This is a genomic window from Agrobacterium sp. 33MFTa1.1 (assembly GCF_004328495.1).
Classification (GTDB): domain Bacteria; phylum Pseudomonadota; class Alphaproteobacteria; order Rhizobiales; family Rhizobiaceae; genus Agrobacterium; species Agrobacterium pusense.
In genome coordinates, this window is sequence record NZ_CP036359.1 from 475,572 (window position 1) to 493,884 (window position 18,313).

The window sequence follows — 18,313 nt, forward strand, 5'->3', positions numbered from 1 at the left end:
AATGGTCGACTATCGCTATCTCGGACGCAGCGCGCTGAAAGTTTCACCGCTGAGCCTCGGCACGATGATGTTCGGAGGCCCGACGCCGGATGACGTGGCCTTCCGCATCATCGACAAGGCTCGCGAACAAGGCATCAATTTCATCGACACCGCCGATGTCTATCACGACGGCAAGTCGGAAGAGGTCGTGGGCCGCGGCATCAAGGCCACGCGCGATCACTGGGTTCTGGCCACGAAATTCGTCAACTCCCATACCAAGGGCCCGAACCTTGGCGGCCATTCGCGCAAATGGGTGATCGAAACGGTCGAAAATTCGCTGCGCCGCCTCAACACCGATTACATTGACATCCTCTATTTCCACCGCGCCGTGTTCGATGCGCCGCTGGAAGAGCCGGTGCGCGCCATTGCCGACCTCATCCGCGCCGGCAAGCTGCGCTATTTCGGCGTGTCGAATTTCCGCGGCTGGCGCATAGCCGAAATTTCGCATCTGGCCGACCAGCTCGGCATCGACCGGCCGGTTGCCAGCCAGCCGCTCTACAACATCGTCAACCGTACGGCCGAAGCCGAGCAGTTGCCGGCGGCCAATCATTACGGCCTTGGCGTGGTGTCCTATTCGCCGCTCGCCCGCGGCGTGCTGACCGGCAAATACCAGCCTGGCGAACAGCCCGGCGCCGATACCCGCGTTGGCCGTGGCGACAAGCGCGTTTTGGAAACGGAATGGCGTCCGGAATCGGTCGAGATCGCCCAAAAGGTCGCGGCCCATGCCGCTTCGAAAGGTGTTTCAGCGGCGGATTTTGCGCTCGCCTGGGTGCTGAACAACAAGTTCGTCACCGCCGCCATCACTGGCCCGCGCACCGAAGAGCATTGGGACGGATATATTCGCGCACTCGATGTGAAGATCGATGCGGAAGATGAAGCGCTGGTCGACAGCCTCGTTACCACCGGCCATCCCTCCACACCCGGTTTCAACGATCCGAGCCACCCCGTCGAAGGCCGTGTGCCGCGCAATCTTGAAGCGGCGCACCGCCCGGCGCTCAAGCCGCGCGCGGTCGCCTGATCGTCCAGAAGACCATGCCTGCGGCGCGCTGTGCCGCAGGCCCTCACATCCGCTCAGGGAAAACCGCAATGTCCACTCCGAAACTGCAGACAACCACCACCGACAATTCCGGCGTACCGAGCCGTGACGAGATTCTGGCCCGGGCAAAGGACATTGCGGCTATCGCAGCAAAGGATGCCGCCCGCCGCGAACGCCAACGGGAACTTCCTTACGATATCTTCGCCCTCATCAAGGAGGCGAAGATCGGTACATTGCGTATTCCCGAAGCCAAGGGCGGACCGGGCGGCTCGATTGCGGACTATATCGATGTGCTGATGATCCTCGGCGAAGCCGACAGTAATATTCCCCACGCGCTTCGCAGCCATTTCAATTTTACCGAAAACCTCGCTCTCGCACCCATCGAGCTGGAAGACCGGCGCCATCTCGAACATGTGCTCGCCGGCAAGCTTTTCGCCGGTGCCAGCACCGAACAGGGCACCAAGCGCCCCGGCGAAATCACCACACGGCTCAGCGCCGAGGGCGACCGTTACCGGCTGAACGGTCGCAAATGGTATGCAACCGGCACCGCCTTTGCCGATTTTGGCACTTTCAGCGCTATCGGCGATGACGAGCAACCAATCGGCGTGCTCATTCCGCTTGATCGCCAGGGTATCACCATCCTCGATGACTGGGACAGCATGGGCCAGCGCATGACAGCGAGCGGCGGCGTGCTACTGGATAATGTCGAGGTTCTGCCGCATGAATTGACGACCCGTAAGCTCGGCAGCCAGATTGGCCGGCACAGTTCGGCCATGCGGCAGCTGCACCTTGCCGCCTCGGCCGCCGGCGCCGTTCAGGGCGCGCTGAATGACGGTGTCGAGTATGTTTTGCGCCAGGCGCGCACCACGCTTCACAGCAGTGCCGAAACCGCCAATCAGGACCCCTTCGTGCAGAAGATGCTCGGCGAAATCAGCGCCGGCGCCTTCGCGGTGAAAACCCTTATCCGCGAAGCAGCCCGAACGCTCGACCGCACCGCGGCCGCCTTCGCCACCGGCGATGAAGAGGCGATCGAGGCGGCCTTGCTGGAAGGCTCGCTCGCCACTGCCCGCACCCAGATCATTGCCTCGCAGCTGTCGCTGGCCGTTGCCACCAACCTTTATGAACTGGGGGGCGGTTCGGCGACATCCAGCGACCGGAATTTCGACCGTCACTGGCGCAATATCCGCACCGTCTACAATCACAATCCGCTTGCCCACAAAGCGCGGGTGATCGGTGATTATTATCTCAACGGCACGACGACACATCTCAGGGAAGGCCGGGTGTTCTGACTGTGCGGAAGATGCAGCCGACAAAGGAGAAGCAGCAATGAGAACGGAGTTTGTCGCTCCCGCCGGGGGCCGGACAGCTTTTCGCCTGCCCACGCTTTCCCGGCTGCCGCCGCTGACGGCCCTGCGCGCCTTTGTCGTGGCTGCGCGCCACGCCAGCTTCTCACGCGCGGCGGAGGAGCTGCATGTTTCGACCGCTGCCATCGGACAGCAGGTCCGCATTCTCGAAACCCACCTCGGCCAGCCGCTTTTCAGCCGCCAGCGCGGTGAATTGGTGCTGACCGATGCCGGCAGCGCACTTTATCCCGGTCTGGCGGACGCTTTCGAGACCATGATCGGCAGTCTTTCCGACCTGATGGTTTCGAATGCACGGCCGCAGTTGAAAGTTCTGGCGGAAGGTTGCTTTGCCGCCCGCTGGCTTGCGCCGCGGCTGGGCAGCATCGTTCCGGCACTCGGAGACGTCGAGCTTTCGATCGAATCCATCGAGGGCGATACCGTCGATCTCACCCATTTTGATGCCGATTGCGCCATCGTCGCCACCGCCGCCCAAATTCCCGGCTTCATTCATGAACCGCTATTTCCCGACACCGTCAGCGCCGTCTGCACCCCGGAATTTGCAGCCCGCCATGGCCTTGCAGGCGAACCGGAGCGGTTGCGTGATATCGGCTTTGCGCTGCTGCGTGGTAATGGCCTTGACCCGGCATTTGAGTGGGCGAACTGGCTTCGCGCCTGCCGCATTCCGCTCAGGCTTTCCGCAACGGGTCCGCGTTTTTCACGCCAGAGCGCGCTGATAGAAGCGATCTCATCAGGGCACGGCATAGGCCTGGTGCGTCATTCGCTGATTTCGGAAGAACTGAAAAGCGGCCGCCTGATCGCTCCTTTTGGTTCGCCGCAGCCGACCGCCAGCCGCTATCACCTCCTGACCAGTCCTGACAGGCGGCGGCTGCCGGAGGTCGCATCTCTACTCGCTCTGTTGCGCGAGGATATGCGCGCTCTTGAGGCCGCCGCCTGAACACGCCCGTCCCACCTCAGGCGCGTTCCTTTTGCGGCTCTCTCGCCACGTAAATATTGTCAGGTCGTGGCAGGCCGTAGTGATCACGCAACGTGTCGCCCTCATAATCCTCACGGAAGAGGCCTCGTTGTTTGAGGATCGGCACCACCTCGTCCACGAAGAGATCAAACCCGCCATTCAGCCATGGCGGCATGATATTGAATCCGTCGGCAGCACCCTCGCGAAACCAGGTCTCTATCCAGTCCGCTACCTGTTCCGGTGTGCCTGATATGACCTTGTGACCTCGCCCGCCGGCAAGCCGGTGAAGCAATTGCCGGATCGTCGGGTTTTCCCGGTCGATGATGTCGAGAACCAGCTGATGGCGGCTGCTGTTCGCCTGCGCGCGCGTCGCTTCCACGGCTTCCTGCGGCAGCGGCCGGTCGAGATCGGCCGATGACAGGTCTATGCCGGTGATGCGCTGCAATTGCCCAAGCGAAAATGCCGGCTGGATGAGATCGTTGAAGGAGGCCTCAAGGTTTCGTGCCTCCTCTTCGGTTGATGCGATGAAGGGGCTGATGCCGGGTAAGATTTTCACATGGGCGGGATTGCGCCCCGTGGCCGCGACACGCCGCTTGATGTCGGAATAAAAAGACCGCGCACTCTCCAGAGTCTGATGCGCGGTAAAGATTGCCTCAGCATAATGGGCGGCAAAACCGCGGCCTTCCTCCGAGGAGCCTGCCTGAACATAGACTGGCCGTCCCTGTGGTGAACGAGGCACATTCAATGCGCCCCGCACCCGATAAAATTCGCCATCGTGATTGGCGGGATGGATGCGATCTGTTTCGGCAAATAGACCGCTTTCCTTGTCAGCGACGATGGCATCATCCTCCCAGCTGTCCCAGAGCTTCGTCACCACATCGACGAACTCGATGGCCTGACGATAACGATCGGCATGCGGCGGGTGCTTCTGGAGGTTGAAGTTGCCGGCCGCTGCATCCGCCGAGGTCGTGACGATGTTCCAGCCTACGCGGCCGCCGCTGATATGATCAACAGAGGCAAACAGCCGGGCGAGATTATAGGGCTCATAATAGGTGGTCGACGCCGTGGCGATGAAGCCGATCTTTTCGGTGACGGCAGCGAGAGCCGCCAGCATGGTGATCGGCTCCAGCCGGTGGCGGGCGGCGTAGCGGATGTTGGCATCCAGTACCGGCGCATCCGCAAAGAAGATCGCATCCAGCTTCGCCGCCTCGGCCTTGCGGGCGATATCCTGATAAAGCCTGATATCGGTGACGCGGTGCGGCTCTGAATCCGGGTGCCGCCAGGCCGCTTCGTGATGTCCGCCCGGATAGATGAAGGCGTTGAGAACCAGCTTTTCGGATTTTCTGCTCATGAAATGACCTCACTGCTCTAAGGACCAACTGCGGCGGCTCACGCCTCCTTCGTCAGCCATGCCCTGGCCAGATTACCGCCGAGACCTTCGGCCCCCGTCGCATAATCCTTGATGCGCACGCTGCCGACGACCGGCTGGATGGGTGCGACGAGATTGATGACGGGAAGATCTTTCGCGACAACGGCTTGGAATTCCTTGAAGAAGGCAGCGCGTTTCTCGATGTCAGGCTCCACCGCCGCCGCTTCCAGCAGCCGGTCCACCTCCGGATTGGCGTAGTGGCTGGCATTTGAGAATGGCAGGCCTATCTTGAAGTTCTTGCTCCAGTAGACGCGCTGGACGCCGGCCGTTGGATCGAAAGTGTTGGACAGGGATTCCACCGAAAGGTCCCAGGCGCGGTCAGTGTAGACCACCTTCACATAGGTGCCGAAATCGAATTTCTGGATATCGGCCTCAATCCCGATCTTCGACAGCGCCTGCGCGATGAAATCCGAATAGGTCTGCGGATTGAATGGGTTGGTGGTGACGCGGAGCTTGAAACGCTTGCCGCCGTCCTTGCGCGGGAAACCCGCCTCGTCCAGCAATTTTTCCGCCTGCGCGACGTCGAACCTGGCAAAACCGATATCGGGATTGTGGAACTTCGCAAGACCGGGGCTGATCGGTGTCGGCGATGGCACGGCGTAACCGTAAAGCACGGTATCGATGAGCGCCGGAACATCGATGGCGTGGGCAATGGCCTGCCTGACCTTCAGTTCCTTCAGATATTCGTTCTCAAGATTGATGACCAGCTGGTTCTGCTGGCCGGCATAGGCATAGATGCGGTCATCCACCTTCAACGTCGGGATCGCTTTCAGCCGCTCCAGATCGGCGAGCGCCACAGGGTTGGGGCCAATATCCCCTTCCCCGGTTTCCAGCGCCGCCGCGCGGGCGCCCGCATCGTTGATGAGGCGGATGATGACGCGCTCCAGATAAGGGCGCGGCGCATCCCAGTAGTCGGCATTTTTCTCCAGCAGGATATGGCTGCCTGGCACCCATTCCTTCAGCACGAAAGGGCCGCTGCCGATGATCTGCGCAGGCTTGGGATTGTCGGTCGGTTTGAAGGTTTCAAAGATGTGCTTCGGCACGATGGGCGATTCAGACGACGCGAGCGCGGTAATCAGGCCCGGTGCCGGCTTGGAGAGCTTCACCTTTGCGACCAGCGGATCGGATGTATCGACGCTCTCGACATTCGCAAACGTCGCCCGACCGCGCGGATGGGCCTCTTTCAGCCGCAGGATGGAAAATTCCACATCCGCCGATGTTACCGGTTTGCCATCATGGAATTTGGCCTTCGGTTGGAGGTGGAAAACATATTCCAGTCCGTCCGCCGATACGCTCCATTCCCTGGCAAGGCTCGGCTTGGGCGAAAGCTCATAGTCATAGGTCAGAAGCCCGTCGTAAATCTTCGAACCGATGAACTGCGGTCCGCCCGCGCTTGTATTGATGGCCACGAGCTGGGTCGGCTCAGGAAAATAAACAATCTTGAGCGTGCCGCCCGAAACCGGCTCTTCGGCCGCGGCGAAAGAACCGCCCGGGAGCGCCACGAATGCGCCGGCAGCAAGTGCGATCTTATGAAACTGGCGTCTGGAAATGGTCATGTCTGTCTCCGAAAAATCCGATATGCGGGGTGCGGCAACTCAGTGCAGCTGCGGGAACCCGTGGCGCTCGGCGAGGATTTGCAAAATGCGTTTGGTGTCCTGAATGAAATGCGTCTCGCCCTTGACCGTGACGTCGGCAGGCGCGTCGCCGGCGAAGATCAACAGCGGCAGCGACTGATTTTCCTCTCCCACGGCGGCGATAACCGCCTCACGTGGGCGCTGGAACCCGACGCGGTGGACGTCGATCCCAGCCGCAAGGTCAGGAAACGCGGCGAGCAGACCCTCGATCTGGTTACAATGCGGGCAGACGAACCGGACACCGGGGTGCTTGGGGTCTTCAAAACCGGGAGCGATCAAAAAAAGCGTATCCTTGGCCATGGCATCCATCATGTGAGGGTGAGATTTCCAGCTCACAGTGCAGGCGGCCATAGCGCGGGTCCAGAAAGCAATTCTTGCTTGGAAACGAAGAGAAGCTTTGCGCTAAATTATTGATGAAATTGATTTTTTCGAAATTTTCGTGGATGGTATCGCTGTTTCACCCGATCTGTCTCATGCGCAAAGTTTTTCCCTGAAACAGGCTTGCCGCGCGAAGATGCAAACAGGATGGAGGGTGGGTTTCGGCAATAAAAAACCCGGCAGAATTGCCGGGTTCTGGTGAGATGCTGTTGGCGTAAAACCTCTCCTTCGTCATGCTCCGGCCTGTCCCGAGCATCTGCGATCTACAAGGCGTAGGATGCCTTGGGAGATCCTCGGTGCAAGACCGAGGATGACGTTGAATGCGGAGAAAAGTTCGTCATAACTTTCGCGCTGCAGGGTGATCGGATTTCTGTCCTCACTCGCTTTTCCAGGCTGTCGCCAGATCGCCATAGGCAATGTCGATGGTCGTCACGAGCGATTTCAGGCTGGTGTTGCGTAGAATGACGGTCGGCAAAGCAACGATCGAGAAATTCGGCAGCTCATCTCCGACGACTTTCTGGATCTCATGGAACTGCCCGGCCCGCTTCGTTTCATCAACCTCGATGGCGGCCGCCCGGAAAAGATTGTCCACCGTGGGATTGTTATAGTGGGCGGCGTTGACATAAGGCGCGGGGTTCTTGATGCCATCGGACCAATAAAGACGCTGCACGCCCGCTGTCGGATCGAACAACCGGCTGATGCCGTTCACCGTCAGGTCGAAACCGCGCTCGGTATAAACGCGCTTGATAAAGGTGGCGAGATCGCCTTCGACGATATCCACCTTCACGCCGAGTTTGCCGAAGGATGAGCGGAGATATTCGGACGTTTTACGGAAGACGTCGGACGGCAGAAAGGCGAGCCGCAGCGAAAAGCGCGTGCCATCCTCGCCCTTCGGGTAGCCGGCCTTGTCCAGCAACTCATTCGCCTTGGCGAGATCAAAGGGATAGGTGAAAGGCTTTTCGTCGTTATAGGCGGTGAAGACTGCCGGGATGTTGGAGCCGGCAGGTTTCGCCGTCCCGAAGAAGATGGCGTCATTGATGAAATCGCGGTCGATGGCGTGGGCCAGTGCGTGACGCACCTCCTTCTTCGCCAGAATTGGGTTCTCCAGATTGAACTCGAACACGGCCGCATTGTTGAGATAAGCGTCGGTATAGACCTCCACAGCCAGTTTCGGATTTTGCCGCAGGCGCTCAAGATCGCTGTAGGAGACATCGGCGGTGTAATCCGCCTCACCCGTCTCCACGGAAATGGTGGTGGAAGCCGCATCGGCGACGAACCGTGCCACGAAACCATCAAGGTAGGGCAGATCGGCCTGCCAGTAATCCGGGTTCTTCTTCAGCTTCACATAGCTGCCGCGTTTCCATTCCTCGAACACGAAGGGGCCTGTGCCAATTGGCGCATTGCCGTTCGGGCTTTCATTGTAGTTTTCCGAAGCATAGGCATGGGCCGGCAATATGGGCGTCTCGCCGCCCGTCAGCGCGCGCAGAAGATAAGGCGCGGGTTTGGAAAGCACCACCACGGCCGTCAGCGGATCAGGCGTTTCGATATCGGCAACATTGGCGAAGGTGATGCGCCCCCGTGGCCCGACCTTCTTGAAGGCAAGCAACGAAAATTTGACGTCCTGCGACGTGAAATCCTTGCCATCATGCCATTTGACACCCTTGCGCAATTTGAAAGTATAGCGCAGCCCGTCGGCCGATGTTTCCCAGCTTTCGGCCAGAACCGGATGCGGTTTGAACTCGCTGTCGAACCGCACCAGACCCTCGAGGATTTTCGTGGAAATGGCGCGGGTGCGCGTATTGGAATCGGAAAGCGGCACTAGCGTCGTTGGCTCGCCGAGACCTGCAAAAGTGACGATCCCGCCCTTTTTCGGCGTTTCCGCCGCCAGCGTCGGCAGGGATGGCAGCAATGTGGCTCCGGCCAGGGCGGCACTCAGAAGCAATGTCTTACGTCTTGTAATATCCATGGATGTTTCCTCTTACAGACTTGTTTTTTAAATTTCAGGCAGGTTTCAGCCGGGTTTCCACCAGCCGCGCGAACAGGGTCGCCCCGACGGGCAGGATGTCGTCGTCAACGATGAAACCGGGATTGTGGGCAGGTACCGTGCCGGAATGGCCAAGGGTGAAAAACGCACCCGGTGCGTGTTTCAAAAGATCGGCGAAATCCTCGCTGCCCATGAAGCGGCCGGGCTCGGTGGAAACGCGCTCGTCTCCCAGAACCTCGCGCGCCACGCCGGCAACGATTTCCACTGACACGTCATCATTGGTAAGGACCGAGAATATGTCGCGAATATCCACCTCAGCACTCAGGCCATAGGCAGCAGCGATGTGATCCGAGATGGTGCGGATGCGGCCCCTTATGGTTTCGCGCACGCTGTCGGAGAAGGCTCGCACTGTTCCGGCAATCGCGGCCGTTTCGGGAATGACGTTATAGGCTGATCCAGCTTCAATGCGCGTGATCGACAGCACGGCGGGATCGGTGGGCGATACGTTGCGGCTGACGATGGTCTGCAGCGCCTGGATCAGTTCACCCGTTGCCGGCACCGGGTCGCGGGAGACATCGGGATGCGCGGCGTGAGCACCCCGGCCCTTGAGCCGGATGTCAAAGAAATCCGCACCAGCCAGAATGGTGCCCGGCGAAACCTTGAGGTGATTGGGCGCGGCATGGGTGGAATTGTGGAGCCCGTAAATCTCGTCGACCGGAAAATCCTTGAACAGCCCATCGGCAATCATGGCGCGCGCGCCGCCCAGCCCCTCTTCGGCAGGCTGGAAAATGAACACCACCGTGCCGGCGAAATCGCGGGTTTCCGCCAGATAACGGGCGGTGCCGAGCAGGATGGTGGTGTGCACATCATGCCCGCAGCCATGGAACTTTCCGGGGTAGACGGACGCATAGGGCAGACCGGTTTCCTCGGGCATCGGCAGGGCATCCATATCGGCCCGGAGCCCGATGGAGCGATTGCCCGCACGACGGCCGCGTAGCACGCCAACCACGCCGGTCTTGCCATAACCGCGATGAACCTCGATGCCCCAGGAAGCAAGCTTTTCAGCGACGATGCCTGACGTGCGCACCTCCTCGAAGCCGATTTCTGGATGCTGGTGCAGGTCGTGGCGGATGGAGACGAGCTCGGGAACAAACGTCCCGATCCGGTCGATGATTTTAGGGGCGGGTGTTTTAACGGGATCGACGGCGATATTCACGGTATCTCCTCAGGACAAAAAATATCGTTTTCGCAATCGGACGATTGCGAAGGATTGGCTTCGGATAGGAAAATCAGGGCTGGAAAGGCGTCAGAGCCTCAGGCCCGCCTCCTTCATCAAGGGCAGAATACGCTCGGCGAAATAATCGAGGTCTTCGCGGAAATCGTAGAAATTCAGCTGAACGCCATCGATCCCCGCCTTCTTCAGGCCGACAAGCTGCTCGACCACCTGTTCCGGCGAGCCGATGATTTCGATATTGCCACCGAGATTGCGGCCCTGCTTGTGGCGTGCATCACCGCGTCCGCGCCAGGCATGGGCGTCGCTGTCGTAATTGTTGGTGGCGAAAGCACGCGTGCCGGGCTGCGGCTTTCCGGCCTCGATGGCATCGGCATAGGCGATCGCCTCCTTCTCCGTATCGCGACTGACAATGATCGGATTGATGATCGTCTTCACCTGCCGGCCATAGGCTTTGGCGCGGTTCTTGATGGTGGCGACATGATCGGGAAGCGTTTCGAGCGCACTGTCTATATGCGCACCGCCCGGCGAAGTGACGAAAACCAGATCGGAATGACGGGCGGCGAAATCGATACCGGCGGGAGAACCGGTCGCTGTCACCAGCGGCGGACGGCCGAAAGCGGGCTTCGGCGTGATCCAGCCATTGTTGATCGCCCACGGGTTGAGCTTGCCTTCATAAGTGAAGTTTTCGGTTTCTCCCCAAAGGCGGTGGAGCACATCGAACAATTCCCCCGCCATGTCATAACGCTTGTCATGATCGATCCGCTGCCAGCCGAACATTTCATGTTCGATGGCACGGTGGCCGGTGACGATGTTGATGCCCCAGCGTCCTTGGGCGATATGATCCAGCGTCGCGCCATATTTGGCGAGATGCAGCGGATGCAGGGGCCCGTAAAGAACGTGGATGGTGGAGATCAGCAAAATGCTCTTCGTCACCGCCGCCATCGCGCCAAGCGCAATGAAACTGTCAAGCGAGGATTCACCGTCATAACCACCCTTCGGCAGCCATTGCGTGCGACTGAAGGCGATTTCGAAACCGAGCTCTTCGGCACGCTTCACCAGTTCGACATTGTAATCGAAGGTCCAGCTGTTGCTGGTCGGCAAGCTGGAGAAATTGATATCCTGCAGATTGAGGAACAGACCGAGCATCAGGGGCTGCTTGATGGCGCGACTGAGCGGGCTGTCGTCGAAATCAGCCGGGCCTTTCAGCTCAAGACCTTTGAGCTCAGAATCTTCGGGTAATGGAACAGTCAGCGCCATGTCTTTTCTCCCTCGGAATGATCACCCTGTGGGGCAGTCGCCAGCCGCGCGCGCAGATAATCTTCGACACTGCGGGGCTGGCGGCCGGTGATATGGTAGATGGCGTCGGTGATGGATGCGGCGAAACCTTCGCGGATGAGTTCTCCGAATTCACCGATCGCCGTCTGTTCGAAAGCGCCGATATGCGGCGGGAAGACGGGGGCAGCATGGTGCGAAACGCCAACGGGCCGATGCAGGATACGGGCCGCAATGCGGGCAATTTCCAGCGCCGTCAGCGCTTCGCGTCCGGTCAGCACCAATGGGCCGACGAGCGGTGCGCTTGAAGCCAGAGCCTGTACAGCGACATCGGCAATATCGTCGGCATCGATGAAGGAGACCGCCGCATCGCCGAAACGGGCCGGCACGTCCTCGCCTTTGCGAAGCGCGGCGACAGCAGGCTCCAGCGCAACCTGCATCCAGGCGTTCGGCCGCAACACCGTATGCGCGATGCCGCTTGCCGCCAGATATTGTTCCACCTCGCCATGCGCCGCTCCCGAAATCGAGCGTGCAGCATTTCCAATAGTCCAGTCGGAACCGGATATTTTCACGATCCGCGATATACCGGCGGAGAGGGCGGCATCGATGACCGTCTTCTGGTCTGCCGCCAGCGTCTCTCCGATGGGCGAAAGCAGAAGCACCCTGTTGGTCCCCCGCGCCGCCGCCTTCAGGCTGGCCCGATCGGAAAAGTTACCCTCCGCAATCTCGACCCTGTCGCCCCACAGCTTCAGCGCGTCTTCGCGCCGGCGGGTCAATACCCGAACCTCCGCCTGACGTTGCAAAAGACGGCTGACGACCCTTTGCCCGAGCTTGCCCGTTGCACCCGTTACAAGAATGATGGCTGCCATGATGTTATCATCTCCCAACAATATGGTGCGCGGTATCCTGCGGTGCAGAAAGGGCGCGTGGATCGGCCCAGTCCTGGACATCGAAATCTTCGGGAATGAATTTCCATTGCAGCAGGAAATCCTTGAAGTGACTGAGCGCATCCAGCTCAGCCGGATCGAGATCGAGTCTCAGATTGCGATATACGTCCGGGCCATTCGCAGCGAGAACCGCCTCCTCGCTGACGCCGATCTCGCGAGCGATGAAACGCACGGCCTCCCCCGGATTGTCATTTGCCCAATCCGCAACGCGCTGAACCGTGGCCACCAGTTCCGCTACCAGATCCGGACGCTCATCGGCAAAAGTGGCGTCCACGGTCAGGGGACGCGGCGTACCGTTATTGATGCGGATCTTCGGATCAGGGTGAAAACCCGTCGACACCACGACCTGCGCGGCGATGAGATTGGCGACAGTGACGCCTTCCGCGCCCTTGACGAAAAATGCATCGATTTGGCCCCGGTGTAATGCTGCGATTTCCTCGCCATAGGGAAGCCGCCGGCGCAGACCGTGGAACCGTTCCTCCGTCGGGCCGAGCAGCACGGGTTCTTTGGCGGCAAGCTCGACAAGCTCGACATCTGCGATGGAAAGCCCCGAGACCGTCAATGCCGACACGATGCCCTTGAGCGAGGTGGCGCGCTGGAAATCGATGATCTCGTCCGGGCGCTTCGGCAGACCGATGCGCCGCCCCTTCAGGTCGCTTCCCTTGCTTATGCCACTTGCGGGCAAGGCAATGACGGCCTGGAACTCGTCGGTCCTTGTCAGCCCCACCAGCCGTGTTTTCCGGCCACCGGATTTCGCCCAGATCGGTGGGATGTTGCCGCCCTGACGGAACGACCAGTCCAGCCTATGATCAAAATGACTCTGGCGAATGGCTGGATCGGCCGCATCGCGAATGGACGAAACGGAGATGCCGTGGTTGGCAAAACTCTGCTCAATCCAGCCCAGTTGCGTTGCGATGGAAAGCGGCGTGGGCGCCGGGCAGCGTGTATACCACACCGTTACGGGTTGGGTTCCCTGGCGAAGAGCGGCGTTGGCCATGGCGTTCGTCCTCGAAATTGCGATCTGGACGGCACGCTACACGCCATAAAACATTTTCTATAGATAAAGTGTACTATTTCAAACGCGATTGAGGAAATTCGTTTCCATCTTACCAGCTCATGCGCCGCATGGCGGAATATCCTTTCGATAAAAGCAGGATTTCGCTGGGATTTTTGTCGGGCATCGATCAGATCGACCACGCGCGGGTGAAACTGGAGACGAAAGTTTTTCTTCTCCGCACAGCAAGGATTTTTAACTCGCGACCGGCCCCCCGGCTGTTACGCTTCCCGCAATTGCGCGGCCATACAGGCCGATAATCCAACAGACCCGAAAGAAAAAGTGGCAGCATGAGCAAGACCAAACGCCGGCTCAATCTCAACGTCGGCATCAACACGACAGGATATCTCGCCAGTGCCTGGAAATACCGGAGCGGAGACCGGCACGATATAAACGATATCGGATATTACCGACGACTGACGGAACTGGCGCATGAGGGCCGGTTCGACGCCGTTTTCCTTTCCGACCACCCGGCACTGCTGACCGACCCGGCAAGCCGGCCGTTCCACACCATTGATCCGCTCATCCTCTCGACATCGCTTGCCGCACAGGTGCCGGATATCGGCTTCGTGGCAACCGTGTCCTCCACCTACAATTCGCCCTATAATTTCGCCAGACGAACTCAATCCATCGATCTCGTCACCGGCGGCCGGCTGATCGTCAATATCGTTTCTTCCTTTAATCCCAATGTTGCCGCCAATTTTGGCAACGATCCGCTGCCGCCGCGCAGCGAACGTTATGCCAAGGCTACCGAATTCCTGGATGTCGCAAAAAAGCTCTGGTCTAGCTGGGACCCCCGCCGCGAGAGCGACGTGCCGGAGAACCGCTTCTGGGATGCGGCGACAGCCGAAACCATCGATCATGAGGGGCAATATTTCCATGTCAAAGGCCCCCTCAACGTTCCGCGCGGGCCGCAGGGGCATCCCGTTATCGCGCAGGCCGGCGCCTCCGAAGGCGGCATTGATCTCGCGGCACGCCATGGCGAGATCATCTATTGCAATATTCTGTCACGTCCCGCAGGGCAGGCCTTTGGCAAGAAGGTCCGCGACCGCGCTGTCTCCCTCGGGCGCGATCCCTCTGGCATCCGCATCGTTCCCGGCCTCGTCGTCATTCTCGGCGAAACCCGGCAGGAAGCCCTGCGTAAACATGAACTCTACAGCGGCGCCGGTTCGGAAGACGGTCTCCTGGCACGTTTCGCCAGAGAAAACGGCATAGAGCCTCGCGATTTCGACCCCGACGCAAAACTCGATGCCGAGCGTTTCATCCCCGACCAGAACCGGCAATGGGCGGTAGGCATGGGCCTTGGCCTTTCCGATCTTCTGACCCATGAAAAACTGACTGCCCGCGAGGCCGTACGCCGCTCGGAAGGACATCACCGGCTGCTGCTCGGCACGGCGGAAGAGGTAGCGGACGGCATTATCGAGCTCTGGCAGGATGGCACAGTGGACGGCTACACATTACAGCCGCCACGGGCGCCCGATGATATCGCTGAATTCGTCGAACAAGTTGTTCCGGTACTGCAGGATCGTGGGGTTTACCCGCGCGAATATGAAGCCGCGACGATCCGCGACCGCTATGGCCTGCCATACCCCGATTGAAGGACGGATGCGGCAATGTCGCTCAGTCGACCTCCCGCCGGCTTCCATTGAAAGTCGAATGGCGGGAGGTGGCGATGTTATTGCCCCGTCGCCACTTTCAAAACCGGCCTTTCGCCGGAAAGCTGCGGCAGGACAGAGGCGAAATCCGTCACGATCTGGCGATAATCGTCCGGCTGGAATTCATAGGGAAGTTCGAGGCGGAATTCCGAGACAAACGGCAAAACGGGGTCGCTCGACAATCTTTCCAGAATCTCATGCGTCGTCCCGACGATATCCGGCAGGAAAAGCGTGCGGCGCGCCCCATGCGGCGAGGTCGTGCGCTTGTCCCGCTCGGCAACGAATTCCTGGTAACGGCGGCGCGTGGCGGGGCTTGCGCTATCGGTTGGCAGGATGACGCGGCCAAGAGCGACACGCGGTTCGCGCTCATGCGCCCATTCCTGCCGGAAGCGAGCAACGAGAGCCGCCTGAGCGGTCAGAAAATCATCGGTATTCTCGCCGCTGACAATATTGCCCGTCAGAAGATTGAACCCTGCCCTGCCAGCCCAGCGCGCAGAGTTCTGCGATCCACCGCCATACCATAACCGGTCCGTCAGCCCCTTAGCGACTGGCCGAAGCCGCGGCACCTGCGCACCGGCCGCATTGCCCGCCTCCGTCTCGTTCGACAGCGGCTCCGATCGCAGCGCCCTCGCCAGCTTCTCAGCGCGCGCGTGGCTGTAGTCCGCGTCGATAACCGTATCAACATAGTCGGAAATAAGATGGGCGAAGGGCGGTGCGCCCACCGAAACCCCCACATTCAGCCGTCCGCGCGACAGGACATCCACGGTGGCCAGATCCTCCGCCAGCCTGAACGGGTTCTCGTAACCGAGTTGAATAACGGCGGTGCCTAATCCGATCCGTCTGGTTCGTTGCGAAGCCGCAGCGAGGAAAGTCGCCGCAGAGGAAACACCCCGCTCCAGATGGCGCTGGCGGACCCAGGCGCTATGATAACCCAGCGCCTCTCCTGCTTCGAAAAGCTGCAGGGTTTCTTCCAGCCCCTGTCCCGGATCATCGTCATGATAGTTGCCCGGGACAAGAAAGGCGAAATGGGAGATGTGGGAAAGGGGCATGGGCGCGCATCCGGAAACGAGTTGAAACTCAGCGACGCAAATGCAGCCCTCCTGGTTTGGAACGACCGCCCGATGCGACGCATGCTCACACAGCATGCATGATGACGGCGGCAACTGGCGCGGCATGTTCGTTTATAGTCCCGGCCATTGTTGAAAGATCATTGCGCGATTCAATAATACACTAAAATTGTCGACTATCCCTCCACACAGCCCGCCCTCACGCTTCCTCGGGTCTTTTTTTGGAATGAGGCAAATCCGCCAGAGGCTGTTCCTCACCGTCGACCTGCGCAGCGTCGAGCACAAATGACCTTGATTTCCCCCTCCAACATGTAATACAGATTATCATACATGTTGACAAATATTGCACACATGTATGACATTGCGGCGACCAACAACGCCGAGACACCTGCATGAGGGAGGAATTATGATCATTACCGACGTCGAGGTCCGTGTTTTCCGCACGACGACCCGTCGGCACTCGGACAGTGCCGGCCACGCGCATCCGGGTCCGGCGCATCAGGTGGAACAGGCCATGCTGACGATCCGGACAGAGGACGGCCACGAGGGCCATTCTTTTACCGCGCCAGAGATCGTTCGCCCGCATGTCATCGAAAAATTCGTCAAGAAAGTCCTGATCGGTGAGGACCATCGAGACCGCGAACGGCTGTGGCAGGACCTTGCCCACTGGCAGCGCGGTTCGGCCGCCCAACTGACTGACCGCACGCTGGCGGTGGTTGACTGCGCGCTATGGGACCTTGCCGGCCGCTCCCTCAATCAACCTGTATACAAGTTGGTCGGCGGTTATCGCGACAAGGTGCTCGCCTATGGCTCCATCATGTGCGGTGACGAACTGGAAGGCGGGCTGGCGACACCGGACGACTACGGCCGCTTTGCCGAGACACTGGTGAAGCGCGGCTACAAGGGCATCAAGCTGCACACGTGGATGCCGCCCGTCAGCTGGGCGCCGGATGTGAAGATGGACCTCAAGGCCTGCGCGGCCGTGCGCGAGGCGGTCGGCCCCGATATCCGCCTGATGATTGACGCCTTCCACTGGTACTCCCGCACCGATGCGCTGGCGCTGGGCCGTGGCCTCGAAAAACTCGGTTTCGACTGGATCGAGGAGCCGATGGATGAACAGTCGCTGTCCTCCTACAAGTGGCTTTCCGACAATCTCGATATTCCGGTCGTCGGCCCGGAAAGTGCGGCCGGCAAACACTGGCACCGTGCCGAATGGATCAAGGCCGGCGCCTGCGACATTCTGCGCACCGGCGTCAACGATGTCGGGGGCATCACACCGGCGCTGAAGACGATGCATCTGGCCGAAGCCTTCGGTATGGAGTGCGAAGTGCATGGAAATACCGCCATGAACCTGCATGTGGTTGCCGCCACCAAGAATTGCCGCTGGTATGAGCGTGGCCTGCTACATCCCTTCCTCGAATATGATGACGGCCACGACTATCTGAAGTCTCTGTCCGATCCGATGGACCGGGATGGCTTTGTCCACGTTCCCGACCGGCCGGGCCTTGGCGAGGACATCGATTTTACCTTCATCGACAACAACCGGGTGAGGTAACGGGCGATGAAAACGGTGCTCGCCTTTGGAGACAGCCTCACCTGGGGTGCGGACCCGGCAACGGGCCTCAGGCACCCCGCCGCATATCGCTGGCCGGAGGTTCTGGAAACCGAGCTTGCCGGCATGGCGAAAGTTTACCCCGAAGGTCTTGGCGGACGAACCACCTGCTACGACGACCACGCCGGTCCGGCCTGCCGCAACGGCGTGCGGGCGCTGGAAATAGCGCTCTCGTGCCATATGCCGATTGACCTCGTCATAATCATGCTCGGCACCAATGACATCAAACCGGTGCATGGCGGACGCGCGGAAGCCGCCGTTTCCGGCATGCGCCGGTTAGCGCAGATCGTCGAGACCTTCATCTACAAGCCGCGAGAAGCGGTACCGAAACTGCTGATCGTTGCCCCACCGCCCTGCGTTGCAGGCCCGGGTGGAGAACCGGCGGGAGGGCGGGATGTCGGGCAATCGCTCAGGCTTGCGCCGCTTTACCAAAAACTCGCTACCGAACTCGGACATCACTTCTTCGACGCCGGTTCGGTCGCCAGTGCTTCGCCGGTGGACGGCGTGCATCTGGACGCGCCGGCGACAGCGGCGATCGGCCGGGCCCTGGCCACGCCAGTCAAAGATATTCTTGGTTGATCACACGCCGCCCGAGGAGGAACCGGGCACGTGGATCGAAACGTGGAAGGCCGTATGAAGCGGCCGTATTGGGAGGA

15 protein-coding genes are annotated in these 18,313 nt (G+C 60.0%); 6 read left to right on the top strand and 9 right to left on the bottom strand.

The features are described 5' to 3' along the window. Window position 1 precedes the first annotated feature (1 nt). The 3 genes from EYD00_RS15985 (at window position 2) to EYD00_RS15995 (ending at window position 3,373) form a co-directional block, all read left to right on the top strand. Window positions 2-1,057: an aldo/keto reductase gene (locus EYD00_RS15985; protein WP_004445482.1), complete on the top strand. Its 1,056-nt coding sequence runs from the start codon at window positions 2-4 to the stop codon at window positions 1,055-1,057. Between the two features lie 68 nt (window positions 1,058-1,125). After that, window positions 1,126-2,364: an acyl-CoA dehydrogenase family protein gene (locus tag EYD00_RS15990; RefSeq protein WP_034497008.1), complete on the top strand. Its 1,239-nt coding sequence runs from the start codon at window positions 1,126-1,128 to the stop codon at window positions 2,362-2,364. 37 nt (window positions 2,365-2,401) lie between these two features. Then, window positions 2,402-3,373, top strand: a complete 972-nt coding sequence (locus tag EYD00_RS15995; protein ID WP_034497011.1) for a LysR substrate-binding domain-containing protein — start codon at window positions 2,402-2,404, stop codon at window positions 3,371-3,373. A gap of 16 nt (window positions 3,374-3,389) precedes the next feature. Here EYD00_RS15995 and EYD00_RS16000 read toward each other — a convergent pair whose 3' ends face one another. The 8 genes from EYD00_RS16000 to EYD00_RS16035 all read right to left on the bottom strand — a co-directional run bounded on the left by EYD00_RS16000 (window position 3,390) and on the right by EYD00_RS16035 (window position 13,266). Further along, a complete protein-coding gene (locus tag EYD00_RS16000; protein ID WP_004445487.1) occupies window positions 3,390-4,742 on the bottom strand; it encodes an LLM class flavin-dependent oxidoreductase in 1,353 nt (450 codons plus the stop codon). 38 nt (window positions 4,743-4,780) lie between these two features. Next, on the bottom strand, window positions 4,781-6,376 hold the full coding sequence (locus EYD00_RS16005) for an ABC transporter substrate-binding protein (RefSeq protein ID WP_022562894.1): 1,596 nt from the start codon (window positions 6,374-6,376) through the stop codon (window positions 4,781-4,783). A gap of 39 nt (window positions 6,377-6,415) precedes the next feature. Then, entirely contained in the window at window positions 6,416-6,766 is a 351-nt protein-coding gene (locus EYD00_RS16010; RefSeq protein WP_034497013.1) for a DUF3088 domain-containing protein, read from the bottom strand. Between the two features lie 442 nt (window positions 6,767-7,208). After that, window positions 7,209-8,798 carry an ABC transporter substrate-binding protein gene (locus tag EYD00_RS16015; RefSeq protein WP_022562897.1) on the bottom strand — a complete coding sequence of 530 codons (1,590 nt, stop codon included), beginning with the start codon at window positions 8,796-8,798 and terminating at the stop codon, window positions 7,209-7,211. Between the two features lie 34 nt (window positions 8,799-8,832). Continuing rightward, the gene (locus EYD00_RS16020; protein WP_051674171.1) at window positions 8,833-10,032 is read right to left on the bottom strand and encodes a M20 aminoacylase family protein; all 1,200 of its coding nucleotides are present in this window, start codon (window positions 10,030-10,032) and stop codon (window positions 8,833-8,835) included. Between the two features lie 90 nt (window positions 10,033-10,122). Then, window positions 10,123-11,307, bottom strand: a complete 1,185-nt coding sequence (locus EYD00_RS16025) for an LLM class flavin-dependent oxidoreductase (protein ID WP_034497015.1) — start codon at window positions 11,305-11,307, stop codon at window positions 10,123-10,125. Next, window positions 11,298-12,191: an NmrA family NAD(P)-binding protein gene (locus EYD00_RS16030; protein ID WP_004445500.1), complete on the bottom strand. Its 894-nt coding sequence runs from the start codon at window positions 12,189-12,191 to the stop codon at window positions 11,298-11,300. The genes EYD00_RS16025 and EYD00_RS16030 overlap by 10 nt, the downstream gene beginning before the upstream one ends. A 7-nt stretch (window positions 12,192-12,198) precedes the next feature. Then, entirely contained in the window at window positions 12,199-13,266 is a 1,068-nt protein-coding gene (locus EYD00_RS16035; RefSeq protein ID WP_006698445.1) for an ABC transporter substrate-binding protein, read from the bottom strand. Between the two features lie 347 nt (window positions 13,267-13,613). On the opposite strand from EYD00_RS16035, the gene EYD00_RS16040 reads away from it, so the two are divergent. Beyond that, complete coding sequence (locus EYD00_RS16040) at window positions 13,614-14,921, top strand: NtaA/DmoA family FMN-dependent monooxygenase (protein WP_004445502.1); 1,308 nt, start codon at window positions 13,614-13,616, stop codon at window positions 14,919-14,921. A gap of 77 nt (window positions 14,922-14,998) precedes the next feature. Here EYD00_RS16040 and EYD00_RS16045 read toward each other — a convergent pair whose 3' ends face one another. Then, window positions 14,999-16,027, bottom strand: a complete 1,029-nt coding sequence (locus tag EYD00_RS16045; RefSeq protein ID WP_034497018.1) for an LLM class flavin-dependent oxidoreductase — start codon at window positions 16,025-16,027, stop codon at window positions 14,999-15,001. Between the two features lie 424 nt (window positions 16,028-16,451). Here EYD00_RS16045 and EYD00_RS16050 point away from each other — a divergent pair, with 424 nt between their 5' ends. Then, window positions 16,452-17,600, top strand: coding sequence for a mandelate racemase family protein (locus tag EYD00_RS16050; RefSeq protein WP_034497021.1), 1,149 nt, complete (start codon window positions 16,452-16,454; stop codon window positions 17,598-17,600). 6 nt (window positions 17,601-17,606) lie between these two features. Beyond that, window positions 17,607-18,236 (top strand): SGNH/GDSL hydrolase family protein, encoded by a 630-nt coding sequence (locus tag EYD00_RS16055; RefSeq protein ID WP_034497024.1) that lies wholly within the window; start codon window positions 17,607-17,609, stop codon window positions 18,234-18,236. Window positions 18,237-18,313 lie beyond the last annotated feature (77 nt).